Raw genomic sequence first — 25,632 nt, 5'->3', positions numbered from 1 at the left:
TTTCGATTACGTAACCGTCGCGACACCGTTAGCACGTACTAAAATGTCATCCTCAAGAGCGAGGAACGAGCGAGTTGGGGATCTCTTATCAAACACGATAAACGAGACTCCCTAGCATGTTGGTCCATACTCTCAATCGAGTGACAAATTTAATTTCTACACCACCAACTCAGTGAAAACCTATGTTTAATTTTGCCAATTTTTATCAACTTATTGCCCAAGATACTCGCCTTCAGCCGTGGCTAAATGTCCTGCCACAGCAACTGACCGATTGGCAAAATGCAGAGCACGGTGATTTTGACCGCTGGTTACGTGCACTAAACAAGATTCCACAAGGTGTGCCAGACCAAGTTGATCTGAAAAATTCAGTGACGATTAGCAGCTCAACACCGTTTCACACGGGCGAGCTTAAAAAGTTAGAAAGCCTATTAAAGACGTTCCACCCATGGAGAAAAGGACCTTACACGGTTCACGATATTCATATCGATACTGAATGGCGCAGTGATTGGAAATGGGATCGTGTGCTTCCACATATCTCTCCATTGAAAAACCGTTCGGTTCTCGATGTAGGTTGTGGCAATGGTTACCACATGTGGCGCATGCTGGGTGAAGGTGCCCGCTTAACGGTTGGTATCGATCCTTCTCACCTGTTCTTGGTTCAGTTTGAAGCAATTCGTAAGTTGATGGGCGATGACCAACGAGCTCACCTATTACCTCTAGGTATTGAGCAGCTGCCAAAGCTAGAAGCCTACGACACGGTATTCAGCATGGGCGTGCTTTACCATCGTCGTTCACCACTGGACCACTTGATTCAACTAAAAGACCAATTGGTGTCTGGCGGTGAACTGGTTCTTGAAACCTTGGTTATCGAAGGCGACGAAAATGCGGTACTGGTTCCTGTTGACCGTTACGCGCAAATGAGAAACGTCTACTTCTTCCCTTCAGCTCGCGCACTGAAACGCTGGCTAGAACAAGTTGGTTTTGAAGACGTACGAATCGTTGACGAAAATGTCACGACAATTGGTGAACAACGCACCACAGAATGGATGACACACAACTCTCTTCCAGATTACCTAGATCCGAACGATCCAAGTAAAACGGTTGAAGGTCACCCTGCACCGAGACGTGCGATTCTGGTAGCAACAAAGCCATAGATTTACTGCCCACAAAGCAGTGGCATATTGAGTAAATAAAACACAAGCCTATTAAGGCAGCAAAACAATGGCTTGCATGGTCAAAAAGCCACCGTCAATCTCACGGTGAACTTTGCTTCCTGAGCTCACGAATTGAACAAAAATTGACTTATGTTTAATAAGTGAGCTATTTCAAATAGCAATAATTGGCGTAGCGCTCACATTGCGATTCAATATGACCAGACTCTTACAATAGGATGCTTCACGCATCCTTTTTTGTGGGCTAAACTTCTAAATAGTCTAAACTATTCTCTAATTCTCAAAGGTTTTTTTATGTTTAAGCGATTATCGCCTATTGTGGCGGTTGGTTTGCTCTCTGGCTGTACTCTTACAAATGGTGCTACCTATCACCAAGAAACTCTCGACGCTATTTCCCGCTCAGAGACAAACATCGCAAATAAGGTTCAAAATCTTGAACTGCAACTAAGCAATCAAAGTGATTATATTGAAAGCTTAGAAGACGAAATTACTACCCTTTCTAGTCAATTAGATACCCATCTAACGAACATGGAACACAAGGTTATCGAAGAGCTAGAGGAAGAAGAACCTGTCGCTGTTGCCGTTGCTCCTATCGCTCCTACATCACAACCGACTATCCTTGGCGGCATCGAAAAAGTGTCTATCGACTCGATCTCCCAAAGTTTTGATGCTCGTGTTGATACTGGCGCAACCACCTCTTCTTTAAACGCTGTCGATATCAAAGAATTCGAACGTAACGGCAAGAACTGGGTTAAATTTCACCTAGACGACAAAGCCCAAGCTGAAGAAGACCAGAAATGGATTGAAGCGCCTGTTGTACGTTATGTAAAAATCCGTCAATCAACCAATGATCAAACAGAACGTCGAGCTGTGATCGAATTATGGGTGAAAGTTGGAAAAATCCATGAAAAAGCGCAATTTACATTGGCGGATCGCTCTCAAATGAGTCACCCTGTATTACTAGGGCGCGAATTTATCAAAGACATAGCGCTAGTAGATGTAAGTAAAAAGTACGTACAAACGGAAGTTAAATAACAATAGTAGGGTAAGCTATGACGTCAAGAATTCCATTTTATATCTCTATATTCCTGCTTATCGTGGCAGGTATAACACTGAGTATGTTCAGACATACGACCTACGGTGTACCTTGGACTCCAGGGGAAACCAGACAGGTTTGGGACGTTGAAGCTCGCATCGAGTTCAACGCAGTAGGCAAAGAAGCAAAAGTTTCCTTAGCGGCTCCTCATACTCAGTCTAACTACACACTTATCGGCGAATCGGCTTCATCGCCGGGTTACGGTATCTCTTACTTGAATACCGAATCAGGTCGCCGCGCAGAGTGGTCTATTCGATACGCAGATGGCCCTCAAACCATCTACTACAAAACACAATTCCTAGTCGACAACCAAGCAAAAGTTGATGCTATCGCACCAGAAGGTGAAGTCTCGCAACCAAGCTTCGACGGCCCTGAAGAAGCGGCTTCTCTTGCATTGATTGATAGAGCGACAAAACGTTCTGCAGACAATATCACTTTTACCCGTGAGCTCATCAAAACACTTAATGATCCAGACAGCCAAAACTCAGCGCTGATTCTGAACAACATGACCAAAGTGGAAGCGACACACAAGCTACTTTCAGCGGCGAAAATACACAACAAAGTGGTCGGTGTTATCGAGCTAGAAGATGGTCGTCGTCGTCAGTCGATTCAAAACATGATTCAGATCTGGGATAACGACGAGTGGATTCTGTTCTCTCCTGAATCAAGCGAACAACAAGTTCAACCAAACCTACTCATCTGGGACGAATCAAACGTTTCTCTACTGGATGTTGTTGGCGGTCAGAATAGTAAAGTTCACTTCTCTATGATTGCTCAAGAGGTTTCACCAACGGAAGCAACCAATAGTAAAGTCTCTGCTGATCAACTATTAAACCTTTCAATTCACAGCCTACCGCTAGAAGAGCAAGCGATGTTTAAAACCATCATGCTGATTCCTATCGGTGCTCTGATTGTTGTGTTCCTACGTGTCATCATCGGTTTGAAAACGTCTGGTACGTTCATGCCAGTACTGATTGCGGTAGCCTTTGTACAAACACAACTGGTAACGGGTATTGTTGGCTTCCTACTTATTGTAGGTACGGGTCTGATTATTCGAAGTTACTTGTCCAAACTCAACTTGCTCTTGGTAGCCAGGATATCCGCCGTAATCATCACGGTAATCATGATTATCTCTGTGTTTACTGTGGTCGCGTTTAAAGTGGGTCTGACTGAAGGTCTATCCATTACATTCTTCCCAATGATTATCCTATCTTGGACTATCGAACGTATGTCTATCCTATGGGAAGAAGAAGGCGCGAAAGAAGTAATGCTGCAAGGTGGTGGCTCTCTATTCACTGCAGTTCTTGTTTACTTAGGCATGACTAACCCGTTCATTCAGCACTTAACGTTTAACTTTATTGGTTTACAACTTGTTATTCTAGCGACCATCTTGCTACTAGGTAACTACACAGGATACCGTCTAACCGAGCTTCGTCGCTTTAAACCGCTAGCGGAGGACTAAGTTATGTTTGATCAGTTTACTTCACCGTTTAGGTTGAAAGACAAAGGCATAATGGGAATGAACAAGCGTAACCATAGTTATATTGGTCGCTACAATGATCGTTCCAAGTATCCACTCGTTGATGACAAGCTTAAGACTAAAATCATTGCTGAACAGGCTGGTGCTACTGTACCAAAACTGATTGGCGTGATTGGTCATCAAGCTGAAGTAAAAACAATCCACAAGATGGTAAAAGAGTGGCCGGGTTTCGTAATCAAGCCAGCTCAAGGCAGTGGTGGTAAAGGTATCCTTGTTGTGACTTCTCACAAGGACGGCGTTTACACCAAGCCATCAGGTTCGACTATCAATGAAGAAGACGTAGAGCGCCACATCAGTAACGCTCTCGCGGGTCTTTTCTCACTCGGTGGTAAGAACGATGTTGCTGTAGTTGAAAACCTCATCAAGTTTGACGAGTGTTTTGACGGCTTCAGTTACGAGGGTGTACCAGATGTACGAATCATTGTATTCAAGGGCTACCCTGTAATGGCGATGATGCGTCTATCGACTTCAGCTTCTGATGGTAAAGCTAACTTGCACCAAGGTGCTGTGGGTGTAGGTATTTGTATCGCTACGGGTAAAGCTGTTCGTGCGGTTCAATTTGACCACCCAGTGACTCACCACCCAGATACGGGGAAAGAGTTGGCGCTACTACAAGTGCCGCATTGGGAAAAGCTGCTGACACTTGCATCAAGTGCTTGGGAAATGACAGGCCTTGGCTACATGGGTACGGACATGGTTTTAGACCAAGAAGAAGGCCCAATGGTACTGGAGCTAAACGCTCGTCCTGGATTAGCAATACAGATTGCAAACGGCGCAGGTTTATTACCTCGCTTGCATCATATTGAAAACCTGGGTACACCAGCTGAATACCCAAAACCAGCAGAGCGCGTTGCCTATGCTGCTAAGCAATTTGGTGTTCACGGCAGCGAAATTGTTCCAAACTAAGCTCATCTATATTAAAAGCGAAACGACTCAGTAAGTAATTCATACTGAAGCTAGCTCGATAAAAAAGCCGCATAACTCTGAGAGTTACGCGGTTTTTTAATGTCTGCCGTCTTTTACCTAGTTAATATGACTAAGCCTCTGTTACTTCACTTTCAGGCTCACGAATAGGATCAATACGCACAGCCGCCACCTTAAACTCAGGGATCTTCGCGTGTGGATCAGTCGCTGTGGTAGTCAAGCGGTTAACCGGCGATTCAACAAAATGGAATGGAATAAACACCACACCCTTTTGCATTCGTTTAGTGACAAACGCCGCGATTTCGATTTCACCACGACGTGTTGAGACCTTGAGCATCTGACCATTCGAGATACCTAACGCCTCAGCATCATGAACACTCACCATGGCACGCGGTCCTGCTAAGTTATCCAACCCTTTGGTTTTACGAGTCATGGTTCCGGTGTGGAACTGTTCTAGAATGCGGCCTGTCGTTAATACTAACGGGTATTCCGCATCCGGTAATTCAGCAGCGTATCTAAACGGAATCGCCTCCATTTGACCACGCCCACGCGTAAATTGAGTCTGGTGCATGATACGTGTGCCATCAGGGTTGTTCTTATTACTTGGCCATTGCACGCCGTTGACCGTAATGTTCTCCCAACGTAAACCGCCATACTGTGGCGTGACACGAGCTATCTCATTGGTGATATCAGCAACCGAGTCATATTCCCAATTGCCGCCCATCGCATTAGCCAACATTTGGATAATCACCCAGTCTTCTTTCGCTTCACCTGGAGGCAATACCGCCGGGTTAATACGCTGAACACGACGCTCGGTATTAGTAAAATGACCAGACTTCTCAGCAAACGAGCAAGACGGCAGCACCACATCGGCATACTGCGCGGTTTCGGTTAAGAAAATATCTTGAACCACGAGGAAATCTAACGCTTCAAGACCTTCAATCACATGCGCTTGGTTCGGGTCACTCAGCACTGGGTTCTCGCCCATTACGTACAGGCCACGAACATCTCGATGACACGCACCATCAATAATCTCGGTCAGCGTTAAGCCTGTTTCAGCCGGTAAGTCAGAAACGCCCCACTCCATCGCGAATTTTTGACGAACCATTGGGTTGTACACTTTCTGATAACCCGGAAGATTGTTTGGCAATGCACCCATGTCGCATGCACCCTGAACATTGGATTGACCACGTAATGGGTTGATACCGCCGCCTTCAATTCCGATATTGCCACACAAGAGCTGCAGGTTAGCGATTGATCGAACGTTATCGTGACCAGTGGTATGTTGCGTAATGCCCATCGAGTAGTACACCGCTGTGCGCTCTGCAGTACCAATCAATCGTGCCATTGCGAAGATGTCTTCCGCTTTAACGCCAGTTACCAGCTCCACTTTGTCTAGCGAATAGCTTGGTGACATCACCTCTTGGAGCAAGGTATCAAAGCCATCCACACGATCTTCGATATACTCTTGGTCGTACCAACCGTGTTTGATGATCTGCTGCATCACACCATTGATCAGCATTACATCGGTACCCGGTCGGTGCGCTAAGTAAAGCTCAGCATGGTCAGCAATATCAATCCGTTTTGGATCGGCAACGATTAGTCTTGCTCCACCATGTCTCACCGCTTGCTTGATATGCGAGCCAATAATTGGGTGTGCTGAAGTCGTGTCTGAGCCAATAATAAAGATCACATCTGAGTGCTTGATGCTTGGAATATCATTGGTCATCGCCCCGCTGCCCAACGAAGCCTCTAAACCAGTAACAGTCGATGCGTGACAAAGGCGTGCACAGTGATCGACGTTATTGGTGCCGAGTTCACGACGTATGAATTTTTGGAAGGCATAGTTATCTTCATTGGTGGTTTTCGCCGACGAGAAACCCGCTAAAGCGTTACTGCCAAAGCCTTGCTTAATCGCAGTAAACTTCTCGGCAATGAGCTTAACGGCTTCATCCCAGCTAGCAGGTTGCAACCAGCCATCTTTACGAATTAATGGTGTGGTTAAACGCGCATCGCTGCCCACAAAATCGAAGCCGAACCGCCCCTTAACACACAACATGCCTTCATTTACCGGAGAGTCACCGCCTTCGATATAGCGGATTTTGTTTTTCTGCTCATCGATATGCATGGTTAGCTTACAGCCGACACCGCAATAGGTGCAGATGGTGTCGACTTTCTTGAGTAGATCTGTGTCTCCCTGCTTTCTATCACGAGCATCGACCATTGCACCTGTTGGACACGCCTGAATACACGATCCGCATTGAACGCAGTTTGAGTCGCCCATTAAGGTCTTATCTGCCCCAAAGTTAGGACGACATTCAGGTCTTGATGCAGGCTTGCCATCTGATTGATTCATGAAGCTTAGAACGCCATGAACATTCTGTTCTCGACACGCTTGGATACACTGGCCACAACTAATACAGCGGTTGGCGTCAAAGATAATGAACTCAGAACTGTCATCGACCGAAAATTTTTGTCTTGTTAACCCGACCTTCGCTTCTTCAGCACGAATCGCCTGCCAACTCTCATTCGAAGCCACATCGATTTTGTATTCTGGATGTGTCTGCGTTGCTTGGTATTCGGTCGAGTAGTCTCGTAGGTCGCAATCTGTATTAGCTTGGCAGCCACACTCTAGACATCTTGCTGCTTCCGCTATTGCATCAGCATTATCAAACCCTGTTTCTACTTCATCGAAGCTTTGTTCACGCTGCTCGGGCGTTAATTCAGGCATGATCTTACGAGCCATGCGTTGTATCGACTGATATTGCTCAGGATCCACCGCTTTGAGCTGTTTGTGCTTTCTTGAGTTAAACGGTTTAGCCGGAATATTGTCCATATCACCATGGAAGAAGCGATCGATCGCTTGTGCAGCAATACGCCCATCACCCACCGCTTCGACTGCAGTTGCAGGGCCGCGTCGGAAATCACCAATACTGAAAATATTTCCGGTTCCGGTGTGCATGGTTTGTGGATCAGCATCTGCGGTATTCCAACGAGTAAGAGGAATATCAATTGCTTCATTGTCCATAAAGCTCAGATCAGGCTTTTGCGACACGGCAGCAATAACCGTATCAAACGCTTCAACAAAGAACTCGCCAGTTGGTTTAGGGCTGCGACGACCTGAAGCATCAGCCGGCCCCAAAGCCATTCGTTCTAATCGTATTTCTGATACATGGCCATCATCATCGGCTATGTTTTCTGCAGGGTTGGTTAAGAAGTGGAACTTCACACCTTCATGTTCAGCTTCTTCGATTTCGTAATCTTCTGCTGGCATCTCATCTCGAGTACGACGATAAATCAGCGTAGTATCCGCGCCATCACGAACCGCTGTTCGAGCACAGTCAATCGCGGTATTACCGCCACCGATCACGGCAACCTTTTTACCAGTGACATACTGCTGATCGGTCACGTAATCTTTCAGATAATCGACACCCAAATAACAACCGCCGAGTTCACTCCCCGGGTAATTCATCTCGACCGCTTGCGATGCGCCAACCGCTAAACAAACCGCATCAAAATCGTTACTTAAATCAGACAGTGTAAAATCAACACCGAGTTTTTTACCGCACTCAACCACCATTCCGTTGCGACACATCAACTCGATTTCTTTGTCTAGAATCGACTTAGGTAAGCGATATTCAGGTATACCGTAACGCAGCCAACCACCCGCTTGCGGCATCGACTCATAGACACTGACATCATACCCTTCGTTAGATAGGTAATAACCCGCAGTAAGACCGCCGGGGCCACTACCGACGATTGCAATGCTCTTGCCTTTATTCGGTTTCTTAGCTGGCATGTAGCTCTCTTGAGCCGCTAAATCTGCATCGGCAGCGTGTCGTTTGAGTTGGCGAATCGCGATGGATTCATCGACCAAGTTACGACGACATTCGGTTTCACAGAAAGCAGGACACACACGACCAATTGAAAGCGGCATTGGCAATGTCTTTTTGATCACTTCAATCGCTTTGATGTGATCATTTTGAGCAATATGGTGCAGGTAAGATTGGATGTCGACCCCAGCAGGACAGGCTGTTTGGCATGGCGCTTCACAGTCAGCGTAGTGATCGGTCATAATGCGATTCAACGCTTCTTGTCGATGGTTCGTTAACTGTTTTGACTGAGTGGTAATATTCAGCCCATTAGACACTTCAAGCTCACAAGAGCGAGTAACACCAACGCCATCAACTTCCACAACACACAAATCACACGGCACTTTATCCGTTGTTTTGTTCAAACCACATAAAGATGGGATCTCCAAACCACATGTTTTTGCCGCTTCAAGAACGGTTTGCCCTTGCTCGACGATTCGATATTTCCCATCAATAACGATTTGAATCATACCTAAGTCCTACCTTTACCTTTCGCACACGCGAGTTATCAATAATTAAAATTTAAGTAATACAATATTATTAATATTATTAAATCTATGTCATTACCATACATTATTTGTGGTTTTGTGCGTGTGACCTCAAACAAGTTCCATTGATAATAACCATAAGATATGAGTGGTCTTATCAGTATCGAAGAGAGGATTAAGCGGGAGGAGTTCTGCTGTAGAAGTCAGAAGTAAGGAATTAGATTCAAGGTACAAAAAAGCCCCTATTGATGAAGTGACCCCGTAAAGTTGGACATTTCTGTTAAGCGGCTTTCAAGGCCTGAGTTCGATATTCTATCGGAGTCAGGCCTTTTAGTTTCACTTTTATACGTTTGGTATTGTAGTACTCGATGTATTCTTTAATCTGCTCTATCAGAGCATCTGCATCTTCAAAGCTTTGGTTGTGATACATCTCGGTTTTGAGTAAAGCAAAAAAGTTTTCAGCAACAGCATTATCCAAGCAGTTACCTTTTCTCGACATGCTTTGCGTTAACCCACTCTCCGCTACCTTTTTCTGATACTGTCGATGGCGATATTGCCAACCTTGATCGCTATGTATAATTGGCTTTGAGTTGGGTTTAAGCGTTGATATAGCTTCCGTCAGCATATCTGTGACAAGCGGCAAGCAGGCATTTTTGGCCACTCTATAAGCAACCACCTCCTGAGTAAACAAGTCGACAACGGGAGATAAGTATACTTTCTGCTCTTTGACTTTGAACTCCGTGACATCAGTTACCCACTTTTCATCGGGTTGAGTCGCACTAAAATCTCTTTCAAGAACGTTGGGAGCAGCTTTTCCTGACTCTCCTCGGTATGAACGATACTTTTTAATCCTGACCGTCGATTTAAGGTTGAGCTGAGCCATAAGCCTTTGAACCGTTTTGTGATTAAGCACGAACCCCTGATTCTTTAGTTCCAAGTGAATACGGCGGTAGCCGTATCGCCCCTTATGTTCATGATAAATTGACTTTATCAACCGCAGCTCACGTTCGTAGCTATTTTGGCGCTTGCTCGTTTGAGCCTGATAATAAAAGACACTTTTTGCCAACTGTAGAGTGTGCAGTAAGTGCTTTAATGGGTACTTGCCTTTAAGAGTTAGAGCTATGACCGCTTTTTCTTTGTTCGACGGTTTTTTTTCTGCTCCAACTCTTCCAACTTTTTTAGAACGGCATTCTCGGTTCGTAAGTAGACCAACTCCTCTTTTAGCTCCTCAAGTGTCATTTCATTATCAGGCTTAGTGGTACGTTGAGGTTGCTGTTTCATTGAGGGTCTTCCTTTCTGGCGCATTTCGAGCCCCTTGATACCGAGCTCATTAAATCGTTTAAGCCAGACAGAGAGTATTCCAGGGGATGAGAGGTTTAATACAGCGCTAGTGTGCGTGAGAGACCATTCATTCGTCCACATTAAATTCAATGCTTTTCGTTTTGTTTGAGCAGTCGCGGCATGATTAGTTGGTAAAAATGAATCAGTACCATGGATGGCAAAGACTTGAGCCCAATACCGTATCTGCCTTGAAGAAATTGAATATTGTTTTGCTAAGTAGAGAGATGACGTGCCATCTAAGTATTGCTTAGCAATGATACATTTTAGCTCTCGGCTATATTTGGACATAAAAAGACCCCCAATAATTGGTGTCCAACTATTGGGGGTCAGTTCATGATTAGGGGCTTTGAACAAATATCATTGAGTCGCTTTCGAGCTTATAGCTGCGCGATCAAGGCTATAACTCGGCTATCAAGGTTATTGCTCAGTTTCTTCGATAAGCTCTTGAACTGGAGATGCGGGTTTGTTTTGAGCAAAACCACGCAGGCCAACAACATGTACGTGTTCGTGATCTTTAAAGACTTTACGAACCAGTTTGTAGGTTGTGCCTTTCTCTGGGCTGATATTCTCTGGTGCTGCAATCAGAAGTTGCATACCTAAACGGTCACACAGTTCGAACAAGGTAGAGATGGATTTCGCATCCAGACGAGCTGCTTCATCAAGGAACAACAAACGACATGGAACGATGTCTTTACTACGAAGTCGACGAGACTCTTCTTCCCAGCTCTGAACAACCATCAGTAGGATAGACTGACCGGTACCGATCGCTTCACCCGTAGAAAGTGCGCCAGATTCTGCTTGTAACCAACCGTCTGAACCACGGTTAACCTCAACACTTAGCTCTAGGTAGTTACGGTAATCGAGTAGCTCTTCACCCAGAACTTGCGGAGAACGTTGACCCATATCGATATGTGGGTTCACACGTTGGAACAACTTCGCCATCGCTTCTGAGAAGGTAAAGCGCGTTGATTCAAACAAGTCTTTGTGTTGCTCTTGCTGAGTCGCTAAGCCTGATAGCAAGATCTCGTGACTTTCACGAATCTTAACGTTCAGACGTACGCCCTTAACCTGACCAAAGTAGATGTTAGACAGACCTTGGTTCAGCATTCGAATACGGTTCTGCTCGCGCTGAATCGTTTTCTTGATGATGCTTGCTACCGACTCAGAGCTGATCGCTAGGCGGTTTTCACGTTGAGTCAATTCTTCTGTTAGTCGAGCTAGCTCAACTTCCATCTCTTCGATTGCTTCAACCGGATCATCCGTATGAATGATGTCTTGGCGAATACGCTCACGAAGGTGTTGGTAAACCGCAATGTAGAACAGAACCTTACGCTCTGGATGTGCGTTGTCTTCCGATAGACGCAGCGAGTCACGTAGGTCGTCATTGTCAGCCACAGCCAGACGTAGCGCACCCAGTGATTTATCCGACATAGAGCGAAGCTCGCCCGCTGTTAGGTAAGCCAGTTCACGCTTATGAAGACGACGTTCAACATCATTTTCACGAGCTAAGCGAAGTACTGAACACCAGCCTGCTTTTGCTGCAACAACGAAAGTACGAAGCTCGGTGTACTCTTTTTGAACTTTCTTAAGACGCTTAGCTAGAGCTTTCATCTCAAGTTCAGTTGACGTAATCGTACGCTCGTATTCACTCTTACGGCTGCGAGATGTGTGCAGACGCTCTTGAAGCTCGTCACGACGACGTACAGCACGCTCTTCAGCGCCTTCATCAGCGTTTACGCCAAATTCTTGTAGCTCTTGTTTGAACTCTTGAACCGTCTCTTGCTTCGCTTGATGTGAGCTCTTCAGTGCCGCCAATACTTGGTTGTATTGGTTCATCTGTTCACGAGCTTGCTTCAAGCCATCACGGCCTTTGGTTCTTGCTTGTTCAGCTTGAACCAACTTCGCTTTCAGTTGCTCGCTCAGTTCACTGCTCTTGTTAAGCAAATCAACAGAATCCGCGTAAGCAAAGTAGTGACGACGCTCAATCAAATCAGACAGTGCGAATACTTTGCCTTTTAGCGTTTGTAGCGCGTTGTCTGCTTGACGATATTCAGCTTCCAAAGCTTCGAACTGCTCTGGGTCAGCGTCTAGTGCAGATACGATTTGCTCTAGAGAAGTAAGCGATTTGCCGTGCGTATTCAAGTAAGACTTAGCTTCACTTAAACGCTCTAGTTGCGCTTCTAATTCAGCTAAACGCTCAGCCAATGTTTCGTCTTCTAAAATACGAACCATTGGCGCTAATTTGTCTAGTGCACCAAGTGCCTGCTTGCTTTGTAGAAGCTGGCTACGTTGTTGTTGCTCTTTAGAGTTAAGCTCAGCCAGAGAACGAACAATTTGATTACGCTTATCACGAATCACAGCAAGTGCTTGTTCTGGGTCTGCGTTAAACGCAACGTGCAGGTGCTTCGCAACAAAACTGTTGAATGCTTGGTATAGGCGATTCAGCTTTTGAGAGTCAAACGCTGCTTTCGCGTGGTTCTCAACAACAACGTCACGCTCTTCGCGCAATTTCTCTAGGCGTTGTTCACGAGCCGCACGGCCAAACAGTGGGATCTCAGGGAAACGTGAGTAACGCATTTGGCGATCGTTCAGCTGAACACACACTGCGCCTTCAAGCTCATCGGCATTGAACGAACTGTCATCAAACGCGTCGACATCGCCTTCTAGGATGTAAAGGTCTTCTGGACAATCATCAAGATCCACCAGCTTCTCTTTAATACCATCAAGATCAGAAACCACAATTGCGTGACGAGCTGGGCCGTACATAGCACTGAAGTAAGGCGCATCGCCAATCGTGATGTCATCGTAGATCTCAGAAAGCAATACGCCACCAAGCGTATCCGCCAGGCCTTTCAGGCGAGGATCGTTAGAACCACCTGGCGAAGCTAAACGCTCAATCTCTTGCTCAAGTTCAGCTCGGCGCGTAGCCAACTGATCTTTTGCTACCGCTTGAGACTTTTCGTCTTCAAGTACTTGCTGCATTTGAGTCATCACCGCTTGGCTATCTTCCAGCTCAGCGTCGGTTTGATCTCTTAGTGCTTCAAGCGCATCGTTTGCCGTGATCCACGCTGGAGCAATGGACTCAAGTTTTTGAATCTCTTGGTCGTGGTTTTGTTGCACACGACGTTGCTCACTCTTCGCTTCACGCAGCTCTTCTTGAGAGTACTCAAGAGACTCGATTTGCATCGCGTGACGTTCACGTTCTTCATCGAAAACCGCTTCGTCAGTCAGTGAGATGTTGTGTTGCTTTTGGTATTCAGTCGCAAGCTCTTTTGCTTGACGCTGCTGAGCCACATCACGAGCCATATCGCGGTGCTGAGCACGCCACTGTTGTTCATTTTCAACAACGTGTTTTGCGTTACGGCCTTTCTCTAACGCTTGTTTAGCGCTGTGAGAGGCTTCTTTACGCTCAACGTCACCCACAATACTTTTAACAAGAGCGAGCGCTTTGTCGAACTGCGCAGAAGCAGCAGAAGACATGTCTAGTTTGTGCTTGGTTGACAGTAGCGTTTGAGTGCTTGATTCTTCTTGTGCTTTTAGCTCAGAAACCAGAGTTAGTGCGCTTTCTGCCGTAATAGATTCATCACCAAGCAACTGCTTAGTTTTCTCTAATGCTTGAACCGCTTGCTGGTATTGAAGTGCACGAGTCTGCTGAACATCCAACGCTTGTTGGTAGTCAGCAAGCTGAGTTTTCAGGCTATCCACTTCTTCTTCAGTAATGGTTGCCTGCTCTTCAGCAAGAAGTACTCGCTCTTGAGCTTCTTCAACCACCATCATCTGTTCTTCTAGACGCTCATTAAGCTCTTCTAGATCTTCGCTGTAGCGAGCAATTTTCTCTTGCTGACGAAGTGCAGTTTGAACTAATTGCAGATGATCCGAAGCCGCTTGGTAATCTTGCTCTAGTGCTGATTCTTGATCGACAAGTAACTCTAGTTCTTCTTGAACGCGGTTCAACAAGTTGTTTTGATCAAGCAAGGTTTCGCGAGAACCGAACAGTTCACCACGGAACTTCATGGTTTGATCTAACTTGTTACGACGATCGTTTGCATGGCGCATGTAGTCCGCAGCCACGTAGTTCGTAGATTCAGTGATCAAGTGCTTAAACAAATCACGATCCGACTGAGTCGTTTTGATCGCTTCTAGCGTCATGCGGTTTTCGCGTAGTGCTGATTCCATGTCTTGGAATGCTTTCTTCACGCCACCATTTTGCGGCAGAAGGTAATCACGCAGAGAACGCGTAATCGCACTAGAAATACCACCGTAAAGTGATGCTTCAATTAAGCGGTAGAACTTAGAACGGTCGCTGCTGTTACGCAGTTTCTTCGGTACCACACCGTATTCAAACATTTGCGAGTGGTAATCAACAATCGAAGAGAAGGCCTTAAAATGCGCGCCTTCGTATTGTGCAACCGCCGCTTTCACGTCGTTCAACTGGCATACGCGAGCGTGGCTGTCTGAAACGTTTTGAATCAACACATCCGTTGGTTTCACATGGCTTGGAAGGCCTTGGATAACGAACGGTTTAATGTCGACTTTCTTATCACGACCCGCGACTTGCTGCAGTTTTACTGCAAACAATAGGCGTTGGTTACGAGAGTTCACAACATCTAGCGCGGCATAACATGCGCCTGGCTGAAGCTTACCGTAAAGGCCTTTATCACGTGACGACTGCGAGCTACCCGCTTCCGTTGTGTTACGGAAATGCAGAAGGCTTTGGTCAGGGATCAGTGCTGTGATGAATGCCGCCATTGTGGTCGACTTACCCGCACCGTTACCGCCAGAAAGCGTTGTAACCAATCCATCAATATCAAAAGTACGCGCAAAGAAGCCGTTCCAGTTGACCATGGTTAATGATTGATACTTACCTCTTTCAATCATGCTTCACCTTCTACTTTTGTTTGTTCGCCGTCGTTTGACTCAAGGTCAAAGTTAGCTTGATCGTTAAAAATGTCTTGTTGACCGTTTTCGTCTACGTCTGCATCTACTTCTGATGTGGCTTCCGCTTGTTCTTCATTTAACAAGCTACCTTGGTTAGGCTCTTGGGTATGCACCACAGCTTCACCATCACGGATAAGACGTAATTGCGCTTCTTTCATGTCGTCGCCTACACGAACGTCAGCGCCAAAACGGAATACCGCTTCGCTGATACGGAACTTGCCGGTTTCACCAATCGCAATCAACATACCGATACGGCGTAAACGACGTAGAGAAGTACGTACTTTTTCGAAGAGTTTTTCTTTATCTAGGTCAGAACCAGACGCACGGTTGGTTGCTAGCTTCATGAGTTTTTTCTCATCCGCTAACGACATCAACTCATCAAACAGTTCTTGGTTGGTGAAGATACCTTCATGAGCCAGACGTTCTGGGCTTAGGTATAAGAAACACAACACTTTGCCAACCAACATGTCGAGCTCAGACAACACACTTCTGCCAATCAGAGACGTAGAACGCGGACGCAAGTAAAAGAAACCTTCCGGCGCTTTTACCAATTCCGTATTGTAGCGTTGATAGAAATGCTGAAGCTCAACTTCAAAATCAGACAGCAACGCGTGGTTATCTAGATCTTCTGTTGAAACATGCTTACCTGAACGCAGCATGCTATCTAGCGCAGGGAACAGTGGGTTCGCTATCGCTTTTACCAGTTTCTCTGGCATGTAATCATCAGTACTTGTTAATGACATTTGCTTGTACCTTTGCACCGAAATCGTTGATTGCCTGCCAATCTGGCTGAATAGCCTGATAGTCAGACTCTGAGTAACCTAAGCGCACGGCTTGGTCGACAACAATTCTGGCTAAATCAAAATGGTGTGTGCGAGGGTGTGCAGCGAGGTAATCGCGTAGCACAAGGCCAAGATCAATTGGCGCACCTTGCTGTTTGTGAGCTTTTAACATCTCTGCAATTCGATCTGAAAGCAGGTCATTCACTTGCTCAAATTCTTCGTACTCTACGTCGATTGGTGCTTGTCCCATCACTTCATCATCACGAAGCACAAGCGCTTCATCACGAAGATCCGTCAGCTTCTCAGCATCGGCGTAGGTCAATAACCAAGGCGCATCAAAGTAGTCAGTGACTGACTGACGCAAGCGCTGGCTAAAGGCACGGTTTTTATCCATATCAATCGCGGTACGGATGAACTTGTGAACATGGCGGTCGTAGCCGATCCATAAATCGATGGCTTGTTGGCCCCAACTGGTTATTCGGTCTAACTTCATCTGCAAGCCGAACAGGGTTTCGCCAACGAACTCGAGTTCATCGTCACCGTAGACAATTTCTTGAATATCGAGGATCTGTGTTTGCAGTTCATCACCCGCCGCTTGCAAGGTGTCTTGCAACTCTTTTAGCGTGGAAGAGGTTTCTGAAAGCAAGGTTTCACAGTTGTTAATCGCCTCTCGCCAATCCTTGTTTAAAAGGTCGGCAATTTGCTGCTTAACGGTTTGCTGCTGCTCATCCATAACACGTTGGTTAAGATCAATCTGATCGAAAATTTCACCAACAGAATACTTGAGCACGCCGTAAACATTCTTTCTCCAATGTCCTGGCGTTCCGCCTTTTTGTGCTGCTTCAATGGCTTTTGCCATCTCGTCCGCAACCATAGAAAGCTGGATAGACAGTTTCAACTTAGAGAACTGACGGTGACGTAAATAATAATCTGAAATACCAATCGCTAATGGTGATAAGCGATAAATACTCGCACCATCGGTAATTTCGCTGGTAAAGCGGCTAATCAACTTCTGTTTAACTAACTCGTTGATGGCATTGTTGGCACGAAACGCGGACGCTTCGCCAGTATCTTCAAACAGTCGAGTGACGATGGTAAATGCATCGTGCAGTTCACCCTCGCCCAACTCTTCATCGAACCTTTCATTGCTTAGTACTGCGATAGCAATCAAAAATGCTAAGCGCTCTGGTGGCAAGTTTAATGAAAAATCATGCTGCTTGACCCAGCCCACCAACTCATCAATTGGCTGCTCTTCGGCAGTTTGAGTCATTTCACTCATTGTGGTTCCTGTTACTGTTCTTCGTCATATCGAATGTATTAGATATGACGCCTATTTCTTTATGACGCGGGCTTCTTACGATTGCATAGCGCATGTTGTGGCTTCTTTTACCACATTCACCGCTGTTATTGCGCAGGTTTTTGAGCCCAAACGTGAATATAACGGCCTAGTGACAGATATGGCTCTTGGCGACATAGCTGTTTTTCCAGTTCCAATACATCTTCAAATTGGTAATCGCCCATGTACTCCATATTACCTATGTAGTCACTGAAAGAGCGAATGCCTGATTTACCACAGATTTCTAGACCAGCGTCTTCTATCCATTGATAAACCTCTTCCGGCTTCAAGCCTTTTTGTGGTTGCAGCTTAAACCGTTTTCGATGTGGCATCCCATTCAATACATGAGGAATGTTGCCACAAATCACATTTTTCAGGACTAATCCGTGGTGGTTGTAAAACATTATCGAGGCAACACCACCCGGTTTAACTTGTTCAAGCAATAAATCAAGCGCCTCTTTAGGATCGGCTAACCATTCCATTACGGCATGAAACATCACAAAATCGACTTTCTCATCGAGATGTTCTGCAACTTTTTGTACCGGTGAATGAATAAATCGATATTGCTCTAGCAAACCCGCTTCGCTGATACTTTCTTCTGCGAGCTTCAGCATTTCAGAAGATAGATCACACAGAGAAACGTTATGCCCAAGCGACGCAATTTTTTGCGACATCTGCGCAAGTCCGCCTCCAGCATCAAGCACATGCAGCGGCGAAGCTGATTGCTCAAATTTGCTCAAAGCTTGTTCTAAATCTTCCCATACGATGATCTGACGGATCTCTCCTTTGTCAGAGCCGTAAATATTTTTTGCAAATTTGTGGGCAATATCGTCGAAATTACGGTCTTCAGTCACGGCTACTTGAGTTATTATGTCCTATCGTGCCTGCTATTCTGTCACAGGAATTTCAGGAATAAAGAGGCGATGTCTCTTTTTACTACTAAGTGATGTTTTTTCGGACTATTCGGATATGTTTGAGCTGAAAAAAGTAGTGTCTTCGCTATTGATGCCACTGCCAGCAATGTTAATTCTCGCTTTTCTGGGTTTAGCCCTAGTGATGTTTACTACCAAAAGGAAGACTGGTTGCCTAATCACCCTTTCAGCCCTATGTGGTATTTTCCTAATCGCTTTCCAACCAGTTTCTAGTCAACTTTTAATGCCAATGGAAAGGCAACACACCGCATTTTTACCTGTCGATGAAACCGTCGATTACGTGATGGTTCTCGGAAGTGGTCACGTCGTAGACGACCAAATTCCACCGACATCAGAACTTAGCCGCACCGGCCTGATGCGTTTAAGTGAAGGGATTCGTATTCTACGTCTTTACCCTGGTGCAAAACTCATTTTGTCTGGCTATGGCGCAGGCACTGAAGTAAGTAACGCAAGAATGATGGCTAAAGTTGCATTAGCACTTGGCGTAGCAAAGCCCGACATCATTCTGCTTGAAACAGCAAAAGACACCTGGGAAGAAGCCCGCCAAGCCGCTGCGTTCGTTAAGAATAAAAGAATGGTGTTGGTGACTTCAGCGAGCCATATGACTCGCGCACTGAACGAATTCAATTCAGCTGGCATGAAACCACTACCTGCACCAACCAACTACCTTGCACAAGAAGGTATTGTTGAGCCTTGGAACAAGTACATGCCAAAAGCTCTTTACCTTGAGCAGACTGAGCGTTACTGGCACGAAACCATGGGATTGGTTTGGCAAAGCCTGCGTGATTGGCTAGATACAAGCAATGACATTGTCGAAGAGCCGGTTATTCCAGAAGCTTCCAGCTTAGTTGAAGATGACGGTGAGGTTTCTGCGGCTCAGCCTCAGTAAACCCACTGAATCTTTAAACTCATACTGAGCAGACTGAGTCGGCAAGTATTTTTAGGTTCTCTGTTCGTTAACAATGAACGCTAAGCAATAAAAAAGCCGAGACATCAATGATGTCTCGGCTTTTTACGTTTAAATGTCGTTGTTGATTAATCACTCCCGAAGGAAATCAATCACCAGCGAACATGTAACCTTCACCGTGAACCGTCACAAAAATTTGTGGGTTCTTAGGATCGAACTCCATTTTTGCACGCATACGACGAATCAGTACGTCGATAGTACGGTCATTAGGCGCGTCCACTCGGTGGCTGATCATATTCAGAATACGTTCGCGGCTTAATACTTGGTTAGGGTAAGAGGACAAAGCCACTAGCAGTTCGTATTCTGCTTTGGTCAGTTTCACCGGTTCGCCGTTTTTGCTTAACGCACGACGAGGAATATCAAATGTCCACTCACCAAAACGAACCACAGACTCATCTGATGTTTCTTCTACTGCGCCCGCAGCTGTTTTACGAGCGGCAGAGATACGCCAAAGTAGGTTTTTTACTCGAACTAATAACTCGCGAAGTTCGAAGGGTTTAGTAACGTAATCGTCAGCGCCCATTTCAAGGCCTACGATTTTGTCGATGCTATCCGTGCGTCCAGTAACTAAAATAATTCCAATGTCTGATTGACTGCGTAATTCGCGAGTTAGCATCAATCCATCTTCGCCTGGTAAGTTGATGTCCAGCATAATGAGGTCAACGTTGTTTTCTTCTAACACGTTTCTCATTTGAGCGCCGCTTTCTGCTTCGCTCACTGTGTAACCCTCGTTCTGGAAGTATCCAACCAGTTTACTGCGGGTTACCACATCATCTTCTACGACTAATACGTGATAGCTCATCTACACCACTTTTCTTATTTAATAGTTTCAGTGACTATTCTATTCATAACTAGTAACAATTCTAGTGGTACAGAAGATAAAAGCCAGAAACATGGATTTTTTTTGATACAAGACAATCTTAAACCTTGCTATTTATCGTCCATCGCAATTCAATATAGGCATTACTACTAACGAGTAACTTTGCGTTTCGCAAATAACCTTGTTATTCAGCCTTGGTGTGCTTATGCCCAAGTGACTTCAAGATGTATATAAGCAACATCACAAGACTAAGTCAGGATCTAACAAATGAAAGATACGAAAGCGTTCAACGAGCAAAGAGCAGAAATATACTGGTGGCTATCAAGCTTATTTGCCAAAGAGCTCACTCAAGAAGAACTCGATCACTACCACTCTGTTGAAATTCGTTCTTTCCTAACTGGTTTAGGCGAAAATGAAACACTAAAGCCAGCGATTGATAAGTTAGTGGATGCGCTGAACCGTCTACAAACACGTGAAGATGCCCAGCTAGAACTGTCTGCAGACTTTTGCGACCTTTTCTTAAAGACAGATAAACACGGCGCTCTTCCTTACGCTTCTATGTATATCGGCGAAACTGGCCTTTTGAATGATAAGCCAGCAAAAGATATGGAAGAGATCATGGCTAAGCACAACTTAGTTGTGAACCAAGATCTAAAAGAGCCAGCAGACCACATTGCTATCGAACTCGATTTCCTTGGTAACTTGATCATTCGTTCAAACGAAACGGATATTGAAGAAGAGCTAGAGAATTCATTTGCCGTTCAACAGCAGTTTATCGACCAACAACTGCTGACTTGGGTACCAAAGTTCAACGTGAAATGTCATGACGTTGATGAATTCGGTTTCTACGCTAGTGTCTCATCTTTGCTACTCGCATTCTGTCAATTAGACACTCAATATTTAGCTGGTGAATAGCTTATTGGATGACTAGGTAAATAAATTCAGTAGAATGTGACAATTCACCCGGATTTCTGGGTGAATTTTATTGCGAGTAGTTTCTAGTCAGTCTAAAATTGTGACCGCAAACGATAAAATATGAAACATTCACGAAATGCTATGCTTATTAAAGTTCAGAGCATTTCGGTGTTAAGACAAGCCGCTCAATAGCGGTTTTTTGTTTTTTAGCACTTTAGTACCCAAAGAGCCCTACAAATTTAAGCTCTTAGTTAGGTAGCTTAACGGCTACTTTATTCCGTACTTTGGGAAAGTAGCTTCTAATAGGATAAAACCATGGCCACTATAAAAGATGTCGCTCGCTTAGCCGGCGTATCAACAACAACCGTTTCTCACGTAATCAATAAAACTCGCTTTGTTGCAGAAGCAACTCAAGAAAAAGTAAACAAAGCCGTAGATGAACTGAACTATGCACCAAGTGCTGTTGCTCGTAGCTTGAAATGTAATACAACACGCACTATCGGCATGCTAGTGACTCAATCAACTAACCTATTCTTCTCTGAAGTTATCGATGGTGTTGAGAGCTACTGCTACCGTCAAGGTTACACTTTGATCCTGTGTAATACGGGCGGTATCTATGAGAAGCAACGTGACTACATTCGAATGCTTGCAGAGAAACGTGTAGATGGCATCTTAGTTATGTGTTCTGACCTAACTGAAGAACTAAGAGAGATGTTAGACCGTCACGCTGACATCCCTAAAGTTATCATGGACTGGGGCCCTGAGAGCTCTCAGGCTGATAAGATCATCGATAACTCTGAAGAAGGTGGCTACCTAGCGACCAAATACCTTATTGAACGCGGTCACTCTAAGATTGCATGTTTAAGTGGCCACTTAGACAAAGCAGCATGTGTTGAACGTATTGCCGGTTACAAGCGTGCACTTAACGAAGCTAAGATTTCTGCCGATGAAAATATGATCATCGAAGGTAACTTCGAGTGTGATACGGCTGTTCTTGCTGCAGAACAAATCGTTGAGATGGAAGATCGTCCAACGGCGGTATTCTGCTTTAACGACACAATGGCACTCGGCTTAATGAGCCGCCTGCAAGAAAAAGGCATTCGCATTCCAGAAGATATCTCAGTGATCGGTTACGACAACATCGAACTGGCTGAATACTTCTCTCCGCCGCTAACGACCGTTCACCAACCAAAGCGTCGTGTTGGTAAGAATGCATTCGAAATTCTATTAGAGCGCATCAAAGACAAAGACCACGAAAAACGCGTCTTCGAAATGCACCCTGAAATTGTTGAACGAAGTACAGTTAAAACGTTAAATTAATTGATAATTCGAGTTTAATTTCATCAAGCGCACCTTTAGGTGCGCTTTTTTTATCAGCAACTATAATGAACCCAGATGCACAACGGAAAGATCATTAATTGAAGCAATATCACATTTTGAAATATCAACTGTGAGCTTCATTCAACAAAAACTTTATTCTATTCAATCAGTCACGCACAGGGCAAACCACTCGAAAGAGTGAGACGCAAAGCTTCCGGCCTAAACCACTCGTTGGTATGGTAGCGGGGTTACCGATGGCAAAATGCAGTAACTACTAATAATTTAGTAATTTACGGCTTATTGACAATTTAATTGCAACATTTTGCTAATCTCTCGGACCTGCTTATTTGGTGGCGTAGTTCAAATACACCGAGATAAATAACATGGATAAACCGATACTAAAGGACTCGATGAAGTTATTTGAGTCCCTAGGAAAAATAAAATCACGCTCAATGTTTGGTGGCTTCGGTCTTTTTGCTGATGACACTATGTTTGCTCTGGTTGTAAATGACCAGTTGCACATACGCGCAGACAAAGGCACAACGAAACAATTCGAACAACAAGGGTTTCAACCGTACGTCTACAAAAAACGTGGTTTCCCTGTCGTTACTAAATATTTCGCTTTACCTGAAGGCCTCTGGCAAGACCAAGAGAAAATCTTGCAGCTTGCAACCACGTCTCTAGGTTTTGCTAAAGAAGAAAAAGCTGAGCAGTCTTCTGCTAAGCCGACCCGACTCAAAGATCTGCCTAATCTTCGACTCGCTACCGAGCGTATGTTGAAAAAGGCAGGGATCGATTCTGTAGAACGTTTATATGAATCTGGCTCTGTAAACGCATTTAACGCCATCAAAGAATCGCATGCGTCTTCTGTCAGTATTGAACTACTTTGGGCGCTAGAAGGCGCGATCAATGGTACACATTGGTCTGTTATACCGCAGCAGCGTCGCGAAGAGCTTATCAATCGCGTCAATTAACATTGTCAGTACAATCTCTATACACAACTAAGCCGCATTTACTGCGGCTTTTTTTATATCTGGTGAAAGTTAATCTATGCTTTGCCTGTCTATCTATACTATCGGTATGCATTGAAAATTTAGAGGAAGTATCAATGAGTAAGAAAATGATATTGGGTATTGTGTTGGTCGTAACCATCGTGTTGTTAGGCATCAATTTCGGCCAGTACCTAACGCTTGAAAATGCTAAGGCCCAACAAGCTGTGTTAAATGACTACATTGACAGCAACTTTATTGCGGCTGCCGCTATCTATTTTGTCGCGTATGTAATGATTACGGCTTTCTCCATTCCAGGTGCCGCTGTTGTGACCCTATTAGGGGCCGCGCTATTTGGCTTCTGGAACAGCTTGCTGCTGGTATCTTTCGCAAGTGCGATCGGTGCTACTTTAGCCTTCTTAAGTAGCCGTTACCTGTTACGTGACTGGATTCAAACCAAGTTTGGTGACAAATTGGCGACGATTAACAAGGGGGTTGAAAAAGACGGCGCATTTTACCTGTTTTCTCTGCGTCTGATTCCTGTATTCCCATTTTTCCTTATCAACCTATTGATGGGTCTAACACCGATGTCAGTGAGTCGTTACTACATTACGAGTCAAATCGGGATGTTACCGGGGACGGCGGTTTTCTTGAATGCTGGTACTCAGCTCGCAGAAATTGATTCACTTTCGGGCATCGTCTCCCCTTCAGTACTATTGTCATTTGCGTTATTGGGGATATTCCCAATAGTGGCTAAATGGTTGATGGGTAAGTTTCGTTCAACGCCCGTAGCTGAATAACGTTTATAGCAGAATAGTTTATAATAGCTAAATAACACAGATAGCTGAATAAGGTTCTATTTCAATGAAAATCTTCAGTGCATCGAATCCGACAGAAGCTCATATCATCTGTGGATTATTAGAAAGCGAGAATATTGCCTGTGAAGTCCGTGGTGAGGGGTTGTTCGGATTGAAGGGGGAAATCCCATTCACTGAAGAAACTGACCCTTACGTATGGTTATATGAGCCAAAATTGGCCAGTAAAGCTCGCATGCTAGTAAATGACTACCAAAAGCAGCAAGATTCGATCATCTATGAAGAGTGGCGTTGTGGTAAGTGTCATGAAGTCAACGAAGCGCAGTTCGGTTCTTGCTGGCAGTGCGGTGCTGCCTCACCTGAATAGCAAGGTTTCAGTGACCTGATAGAACGATTCGGTCAGATACCTCCTCCAAATAAAAACGGGAAGCTAAAATTAGCTTCCCGTTTTTATTTCAATTCGATTCCATCATCATCTTTGATTTCGCATTTACAAAATCACTGAATTTGTTTTTGAATAAACGCAATCGAACGCTGATTAAACTCTTCAGGGTTTTCCACGTTACATACGTGCCCACAATTCGGAATCTCTACTAGCTCGCTCGACTCATGCGCTGCGACCATTTCTTTCACAGGCTTAATAAACATGTAGTCACGTTCACCCATCAAATAAAGAGTCGGTATTGGTAGCTCTCTATCTTTAAAATATTTCATCAAGGGGTTTACATCAGCCGTTAAGATAAACCAGCGCTTAAACTCTTTCTGGCACAGCTTTTTAGCTTCGCGGATAAACAGGTGACGCGATTCTTTCTGACTCTTTTGTGGCATCACAACATAAGCAAAAAGGCTGTACAACCACATATAAGGAATGATGTGCTTGCTGAGGTTACCCAACTTGATTAAGACTTGAGAGCGAGTGTTTAGCTTAGTGACAGCACCACCCAGTACCATTGAACGTACACGGCCAGCCGCGAGCTCTGCAACGTTACGCACAATAATCGTGCCCAAAGACATACCGACGAAATGTGCAGAACGGATCTTAAGATGGTCTAACACTTTAAGAATATCAAGCGTCACCGATTTGAACGTATAACGATTCGAAATCAGCCCTTTAAGTATATTGTCTGATTTACCGTGCCCTCTCAGATCAATGAGAAGTAAGTTGAAATGCTGTTTATACGCTTTGATCTGCTTGAACCAGATGGAGGAACTGCCTCCTGCGCCATGCACAAATACAACCCACTCATCGCTCGTCGGGTGAGTAAATGTTTTATGAAATAGTAAACTCTCAGACATACCTATCGCTTTAATTATTGGAATGGAGCTATGCCTCATCACGAGGCGATGACTAAGGATATCACGCTATTAAGAACTTTAAGTGATAA

Annotated in this window: 19 protein-coding genes and 1 riboswitch; of the genes, 10 read left to right on the top strand and 9 right to left on the bottom strand. The window is 44.8% G+C overall.

Annotation, left to right across the window (positions count from 1 at the left end; all coding sequences use genetic code 11):
* Positions 1 to 182: 182 nt before the first annotated feature.
* The 4 genes from cmoB to OCV20_RS06010 all read left to right on the top strand — a co-directional run bounded on the left by cmoB (position 183) and on the right by OCV20_RS06010 (position 4,714).
* The gene (cmoB, locus tag OCV20_RS06025; RefSeq protein ID WP_086775336.1) at positions 183 to 1,154 is read left to right on the top strand and encodes a tRNA 5-methoxyuridine(34)/uridine 5-oxyacetic acid(34) synthase CmoB; all 972 of its coding nucleotides are present in this window, start codon (positions 183 to 185) and stop codon (positions 1,152 to 1,154) included.
* Between the two features lie 312 nt (positions 1,155 to 1,466).
* Entirely contained in the window at positions 1,467 to 2,207 is a 741-nt protein-coding gene (locus OCV20_RS06020) for an ATP-dependent zinc protease family protein (protein WP_086775335.1), read from the top strand.
* 17 nt (positions 2,208 to 2,224) lie between these two features.
* A complete protein-coding gene (locus OCV20_RS06015) occupies positions 2,225 to 3,730 on the top strand; it encodes an inactive transglutaminase family protein (protein WP_048612747.1) in 1,506 nt (501 codons plus the stop codon).
* Between the two features lie 3 nt (positions 3,731 to 3,733).
* Positions 3,734 to 4,714: an alpha-L-glutamate ligase-like protein gene (locus OCV20_RS06010; protein WP_029235462.1), complete on the top strand. Its 981-nt coding sequence runs from the start codon at positions 3,734 to 3,736 to the stop codon at positions 4,712 to 4,714.
* 130 nt (positions 4,715 to 4,844) lie between these two features.
* On the opposite strand, the gene fdhF is transcribed toward OCV20_RS06010, so the two are convergent.
* The 7 genes from fdhF to cmoM all read right to left on the bottom strand — a co-directional run bounded on the left by fdhF (position 4,845) and on the right by cmoM (position 18,343).
* Entirely contained in the window at positions 4,845 to 9,074 is a 4,230-nt protein-coding gene (gene fdhF, locus OCV20_RS06005; protein ID WP_086775334.1) for a formate dehydrogenase subunit alpha, read from the bottom strand.
* A gap of 298 nt (positions 9,075 to 9,372) precedes the next feature.
* The gene (locus OCV20_RS06000; protein WP_108721729.1) at positions 9,373 to 10,215 is read right to left on the bottom strand and encodes an IS3 family transposase; all 843 of its coding nucleotides are present in this window, start codon (positions 10,213 to 10,215) and stop codon (positions 9,373 to 9,375) included.
* Positions 10,212 to 10,721, bottom strand: coding sequence for a helix-turn-helix domain-containing protein (locus OCV20_RS05995; protein ID WP_086774936.1), 510 nt, complete (start codon positions 10,719 to 10,721; stop codon positions 10,212 to 10,214). Before OCV20_RS05995 ends, OCV20_RS06000 begins: the two co-directional genes overlap by 4 nt.
* 129 nt (positions 10,722 to 10,850) lie before the next feature.
* Positions 10,851 to 15,311 carry a chromosome partition protein MukB gene (mukB, locus tag OCV20_RS05990; RefSeq protein ID WP_086775878.1) on the bottom strand — a complete coding sequence of 1,487 codons (4,461 nt, stop codon included), beginning with the start codon at positions 15,309 to 15,311 and terminating at the stop codon, positions 10,851 to 10,853.
* Positions 15,308 to 16,114 carry a chromosome partition protein MukE gene (gene mukE / locus OCV20_RS05985; RefSeq protein ID WP_086775877.1) on the bottom strand — a complete coding sequence of 269 codons (807 nt, stop codon included), beginning with the start codon at positions 16,112 to 16,114 and terminating at the stop codon, positions 15,308 to 15,310. The genes mukB and mukE overlap by 4 nt, the downstream gene beginning before the upstream one ends.
* Complete coding sequence (gene mukF / locus OCV20_RS05980; RefSeq protein WP_017055049.1) at positions 16,095 to 17,432, bottom strand: chromosome partition protein MukF; 1,338 nt, start codon at positions 17,430 to 17,432, stop codon at positions 16,095 to 16,097. The genes mukE and mukF overlap by 20 nt, the downstream gene beginning before the upstream one ends.
* 125 nt (positions 17,433 to 17,557) lie before the next feature.
* Positions 17,558 to 18,343 (bottom strand): tRNA uridine 5-oxyacetic acid(34) methyltransferase CmoM, encoded by a 786-nt coding sequence (cmoM, locus tag OCV20_RS05975; protein WP_017063509.1) that lies wholly within the window; start codon positions 18,341 to 18,343, stop codon positions 17,558 to 17,560.
* A 115-nt stretch (positions 18,344 to 18,458) separates the two neighbouring features.
* On the opposite strand from cmoM, the gene elyC reads away from it, so the two are divergent.
* On the top strand, positions 18,459 to 19,310 hold the full coding sequence (gene elyC, locus OCV20_RS05970) for an envelope biogenesis factor ElyC (protein WP_048616269.1): 852 nt from the start codon (positions 18,459 to 18,461) through the stop codon (positions 19,308 to 19,310).
* A gap of 166 nt (positions 19,311 to 19,476) precedes the next feature.
* Here elyC and torR read toward each other — a convergent pair whose 3' ends face one another.
* Entirely contained in the window at positions 19,477 to 20,190 is a 714-nt protein-coding gene (gene torR / locus OCV20_RS05965; RefSeq protein ID WP_017067841.1) for a two-component system response regulator TorR, read from the bottom strand.
* A gap of 285 nt (positions 20,191 to 20,475) precedes the next feature.
* On the opposite strand from torR, the gene torD reads away from it, so the two are divergent.
* From torD to OCV20_RS05940, 5 genes are all read left to right on the top strand, one after another.
* On the top strand, positions 20,476 to 21,123 hold the full coding sequence (gene torD / locus OCV20_RS05960; protein WP_050621831.1) for a molecular chaperone TorD: 648 nt from the start codon (positions 20,476 to 20,478) through the stop codon (positions 21,121 to 21,123).
* A gap of 315 nt (positions 21,124 to 21,438) precedes the next feature.
* Entirely contained in the window at positions 21,439 to 22,443 is a 1,005-nt protein-coding gene (gene purR, locus OCV20_RS05955) for an HTH-type transcriptional repressor PurR (protein WP_017062096.1), read from the top strand.
* A 170-nt stretch (positions 22,444 to 22,613) separates the two neighbouring features.
* Positions 22,614 to 22,699, top strand: a riboswitch (cyclic di-GMP riboswitch).
* A 127-nt stretch (positions 22,700 to 22,826) separates the two neighbouring features.
* Positions 22,827 to 23,417 (top strand): TfoX/Sxy family DNA transformation protein, encoded by a 591-nt coding sequence (locus OCV20_RS05950; protein WP_019820997.1) that lies wholly within the window; start codon positions 22,827 to 22,829, stop codon positions 23,415 to 23,417.
* Positions 23,418 to 23,551: 134 nt separating this feature from the next.
* A complete protein-coding gene (locus OCV20_RS05945) occupies positions 23,552 to 24,232 on the top strand; it encodes a TVP38/TMEM64 family protein (RefSeq protein WP_086775876.1) in 681 nt (226 codons plus the stop codon).
* Positions 24,233 to 24,296: 64 nt separating this feature from the next.
* Positions 24,297 to 24,614 (top strand): putative signal transducing protein, encoded by a 318-nt coding sequence (locus tag OCV20_RS05940; protein WP_086775875.1) that lies wholly within the window; start codon positions 24,297 to 24,299, stop codon positions 24,612 to 24,614.
* Between the two features lie 131 nt (positions 24,615 to 24,745).
* On the opposite strand, the gene OCV20_RS05935 is transcribed toward OCV20_RS05940, so the two are convergent.
* The gene (locus OCV20_RS05935) at positions 24,746 to 25,543 is read right to left on the bottom strand and encodes an alpha/beta fold hydrolase (protein WP_017062100.1); all 798 of its coding nucleotides are present in this window, start codon (positions 25,541 to 25,543) and stop codon (positions 24,746 to 24,748) included.
* Positions 25,544 to 25,632 lie beyond the last annotated feature (89 nt).

The organism is Vibrio coralliirubri, from assembly GCF_024347375.1.
GTDB lineage: Bacteria > Pseudomonadota > Gammaproteobacteria > Enterobacterales > Vibrionaceae > Vibrio > Vibrio coralliirubri.
This window is presented reverse-complemented; position numbering and strand designations above follow the sequence as displayed.

Bases quoted from the DNA above. Each gene is read 5' to 3' on its own strand.
- cmoB (WP_086775336.1), top strand. From the start codon at position 183: ATGTTTAATTTTGCCAATTTTTATCAACTTATTGCCCAAGATACTCGC.
- OCV20_RS06020 (WP_086775335.1), top strand. From the start codon at position 1,467: ATGTTTAAGCGATTATCGCCTATTGTGGCGGTTGGTTTGCTCTCTGGC.
- OCV20_RS06015 (WP_048612747.1), top strand. From the start codon at position 2,225: ATGACGTCAAGAATTCCATTTTATATCTCTATATTCCTGCTTATCGTG.
- OCV20_RS06010 (WP_029235462.1), top strand. From the start codon at position 3,734: ATGTTTGATCAGTTTACTTCACCGTTTAGGTTGAAAGACAAAGGCATA.
- fdhF (WP_086775334.1), bottom strand. From the start codon at position 9,074: ATGATTCAAATCGTTATTGATGGGAAATATCGAATCGTCGAGCAAGGG.
- OCV20_RS05995 (WP_086774936.1), bottom strand. From the start codon at position 10,721: ATGTCCAAATATAGCCGAGAGCTAAAATGTATCATTGCTAAGCAATAC.
- mukB (WP_086775878.1), bottom strand. From the start codon at position 15,311: ATGATTGAAAGAGGTAAGTATCAATCATTAACCATGGTCAACTGGAAC.
- mukE (WP_086775877.1), bottom strand. From the start codon at position 16,114: ATGTCATTAACAAGTACTGATGATTACATGCCAGAGAAACTGGTAAAA.
- mukF (WP_017055049.1), bottom strand. From the start codon at position 17,432: ATGAGTGAAATGACTCAAACTGCCGAAGAGCAGCCAATTGATGAGTTG.
- elyC (WP_048616269.1), top strand. From the start codon at position 18,459: ATGTTTGAGCTGAAAAAAGTAGTGTCTTCGCTATTGATGCCACTGCCA.
- torR (WP_017067841.1), bottom strand. From the start codon at position 20,190: ATGAGCTATCACGTATTAGTCGTAGAAGATGATGTGGTAACCCGCAGT.
- torD (WP_050621831.1), top strand. From the start codon at position 20,476: ATGAAAGATACGAAAGCGTTCAACGAGCAAAGAGCAGAAATATACTGG.
- purR (WP_017062096.1), top strand. From the start codon at position 21,439: ATGGCCACTATAAAAGATGTCGCTCGCTTAGCCGGCGTATCAACAACA.
- OCV20_RS05950 (WP_019820997.1), top strand. From the start codon at position 22,827: ATGGATAAACCGATACTAAAGGACTCGATGAAGTTATTTGAGTCCCTA.
- OCV20_RS05945 (WP_086775876.1), top strand. From the start codon at position 23,552: ATGAGTAAGAAAATGATATTGGGTATTGTGTTGGTCGTAACCATCGTG.
- OCV20_RS05940 (WP_086775875.1), top strand. From the start codon at position 24,297: ATGAAAATCTTCAGTGCATCGAATCCGACAGAAGCTCATATCATCTGT.
- OCV20_RS05935 (WP_017062100.1), bottom strand. From the start codon at position 25,543: ATGTCTGAGAGTTTACTATTTCATAAAACATTTACTCACCCGACGAGC.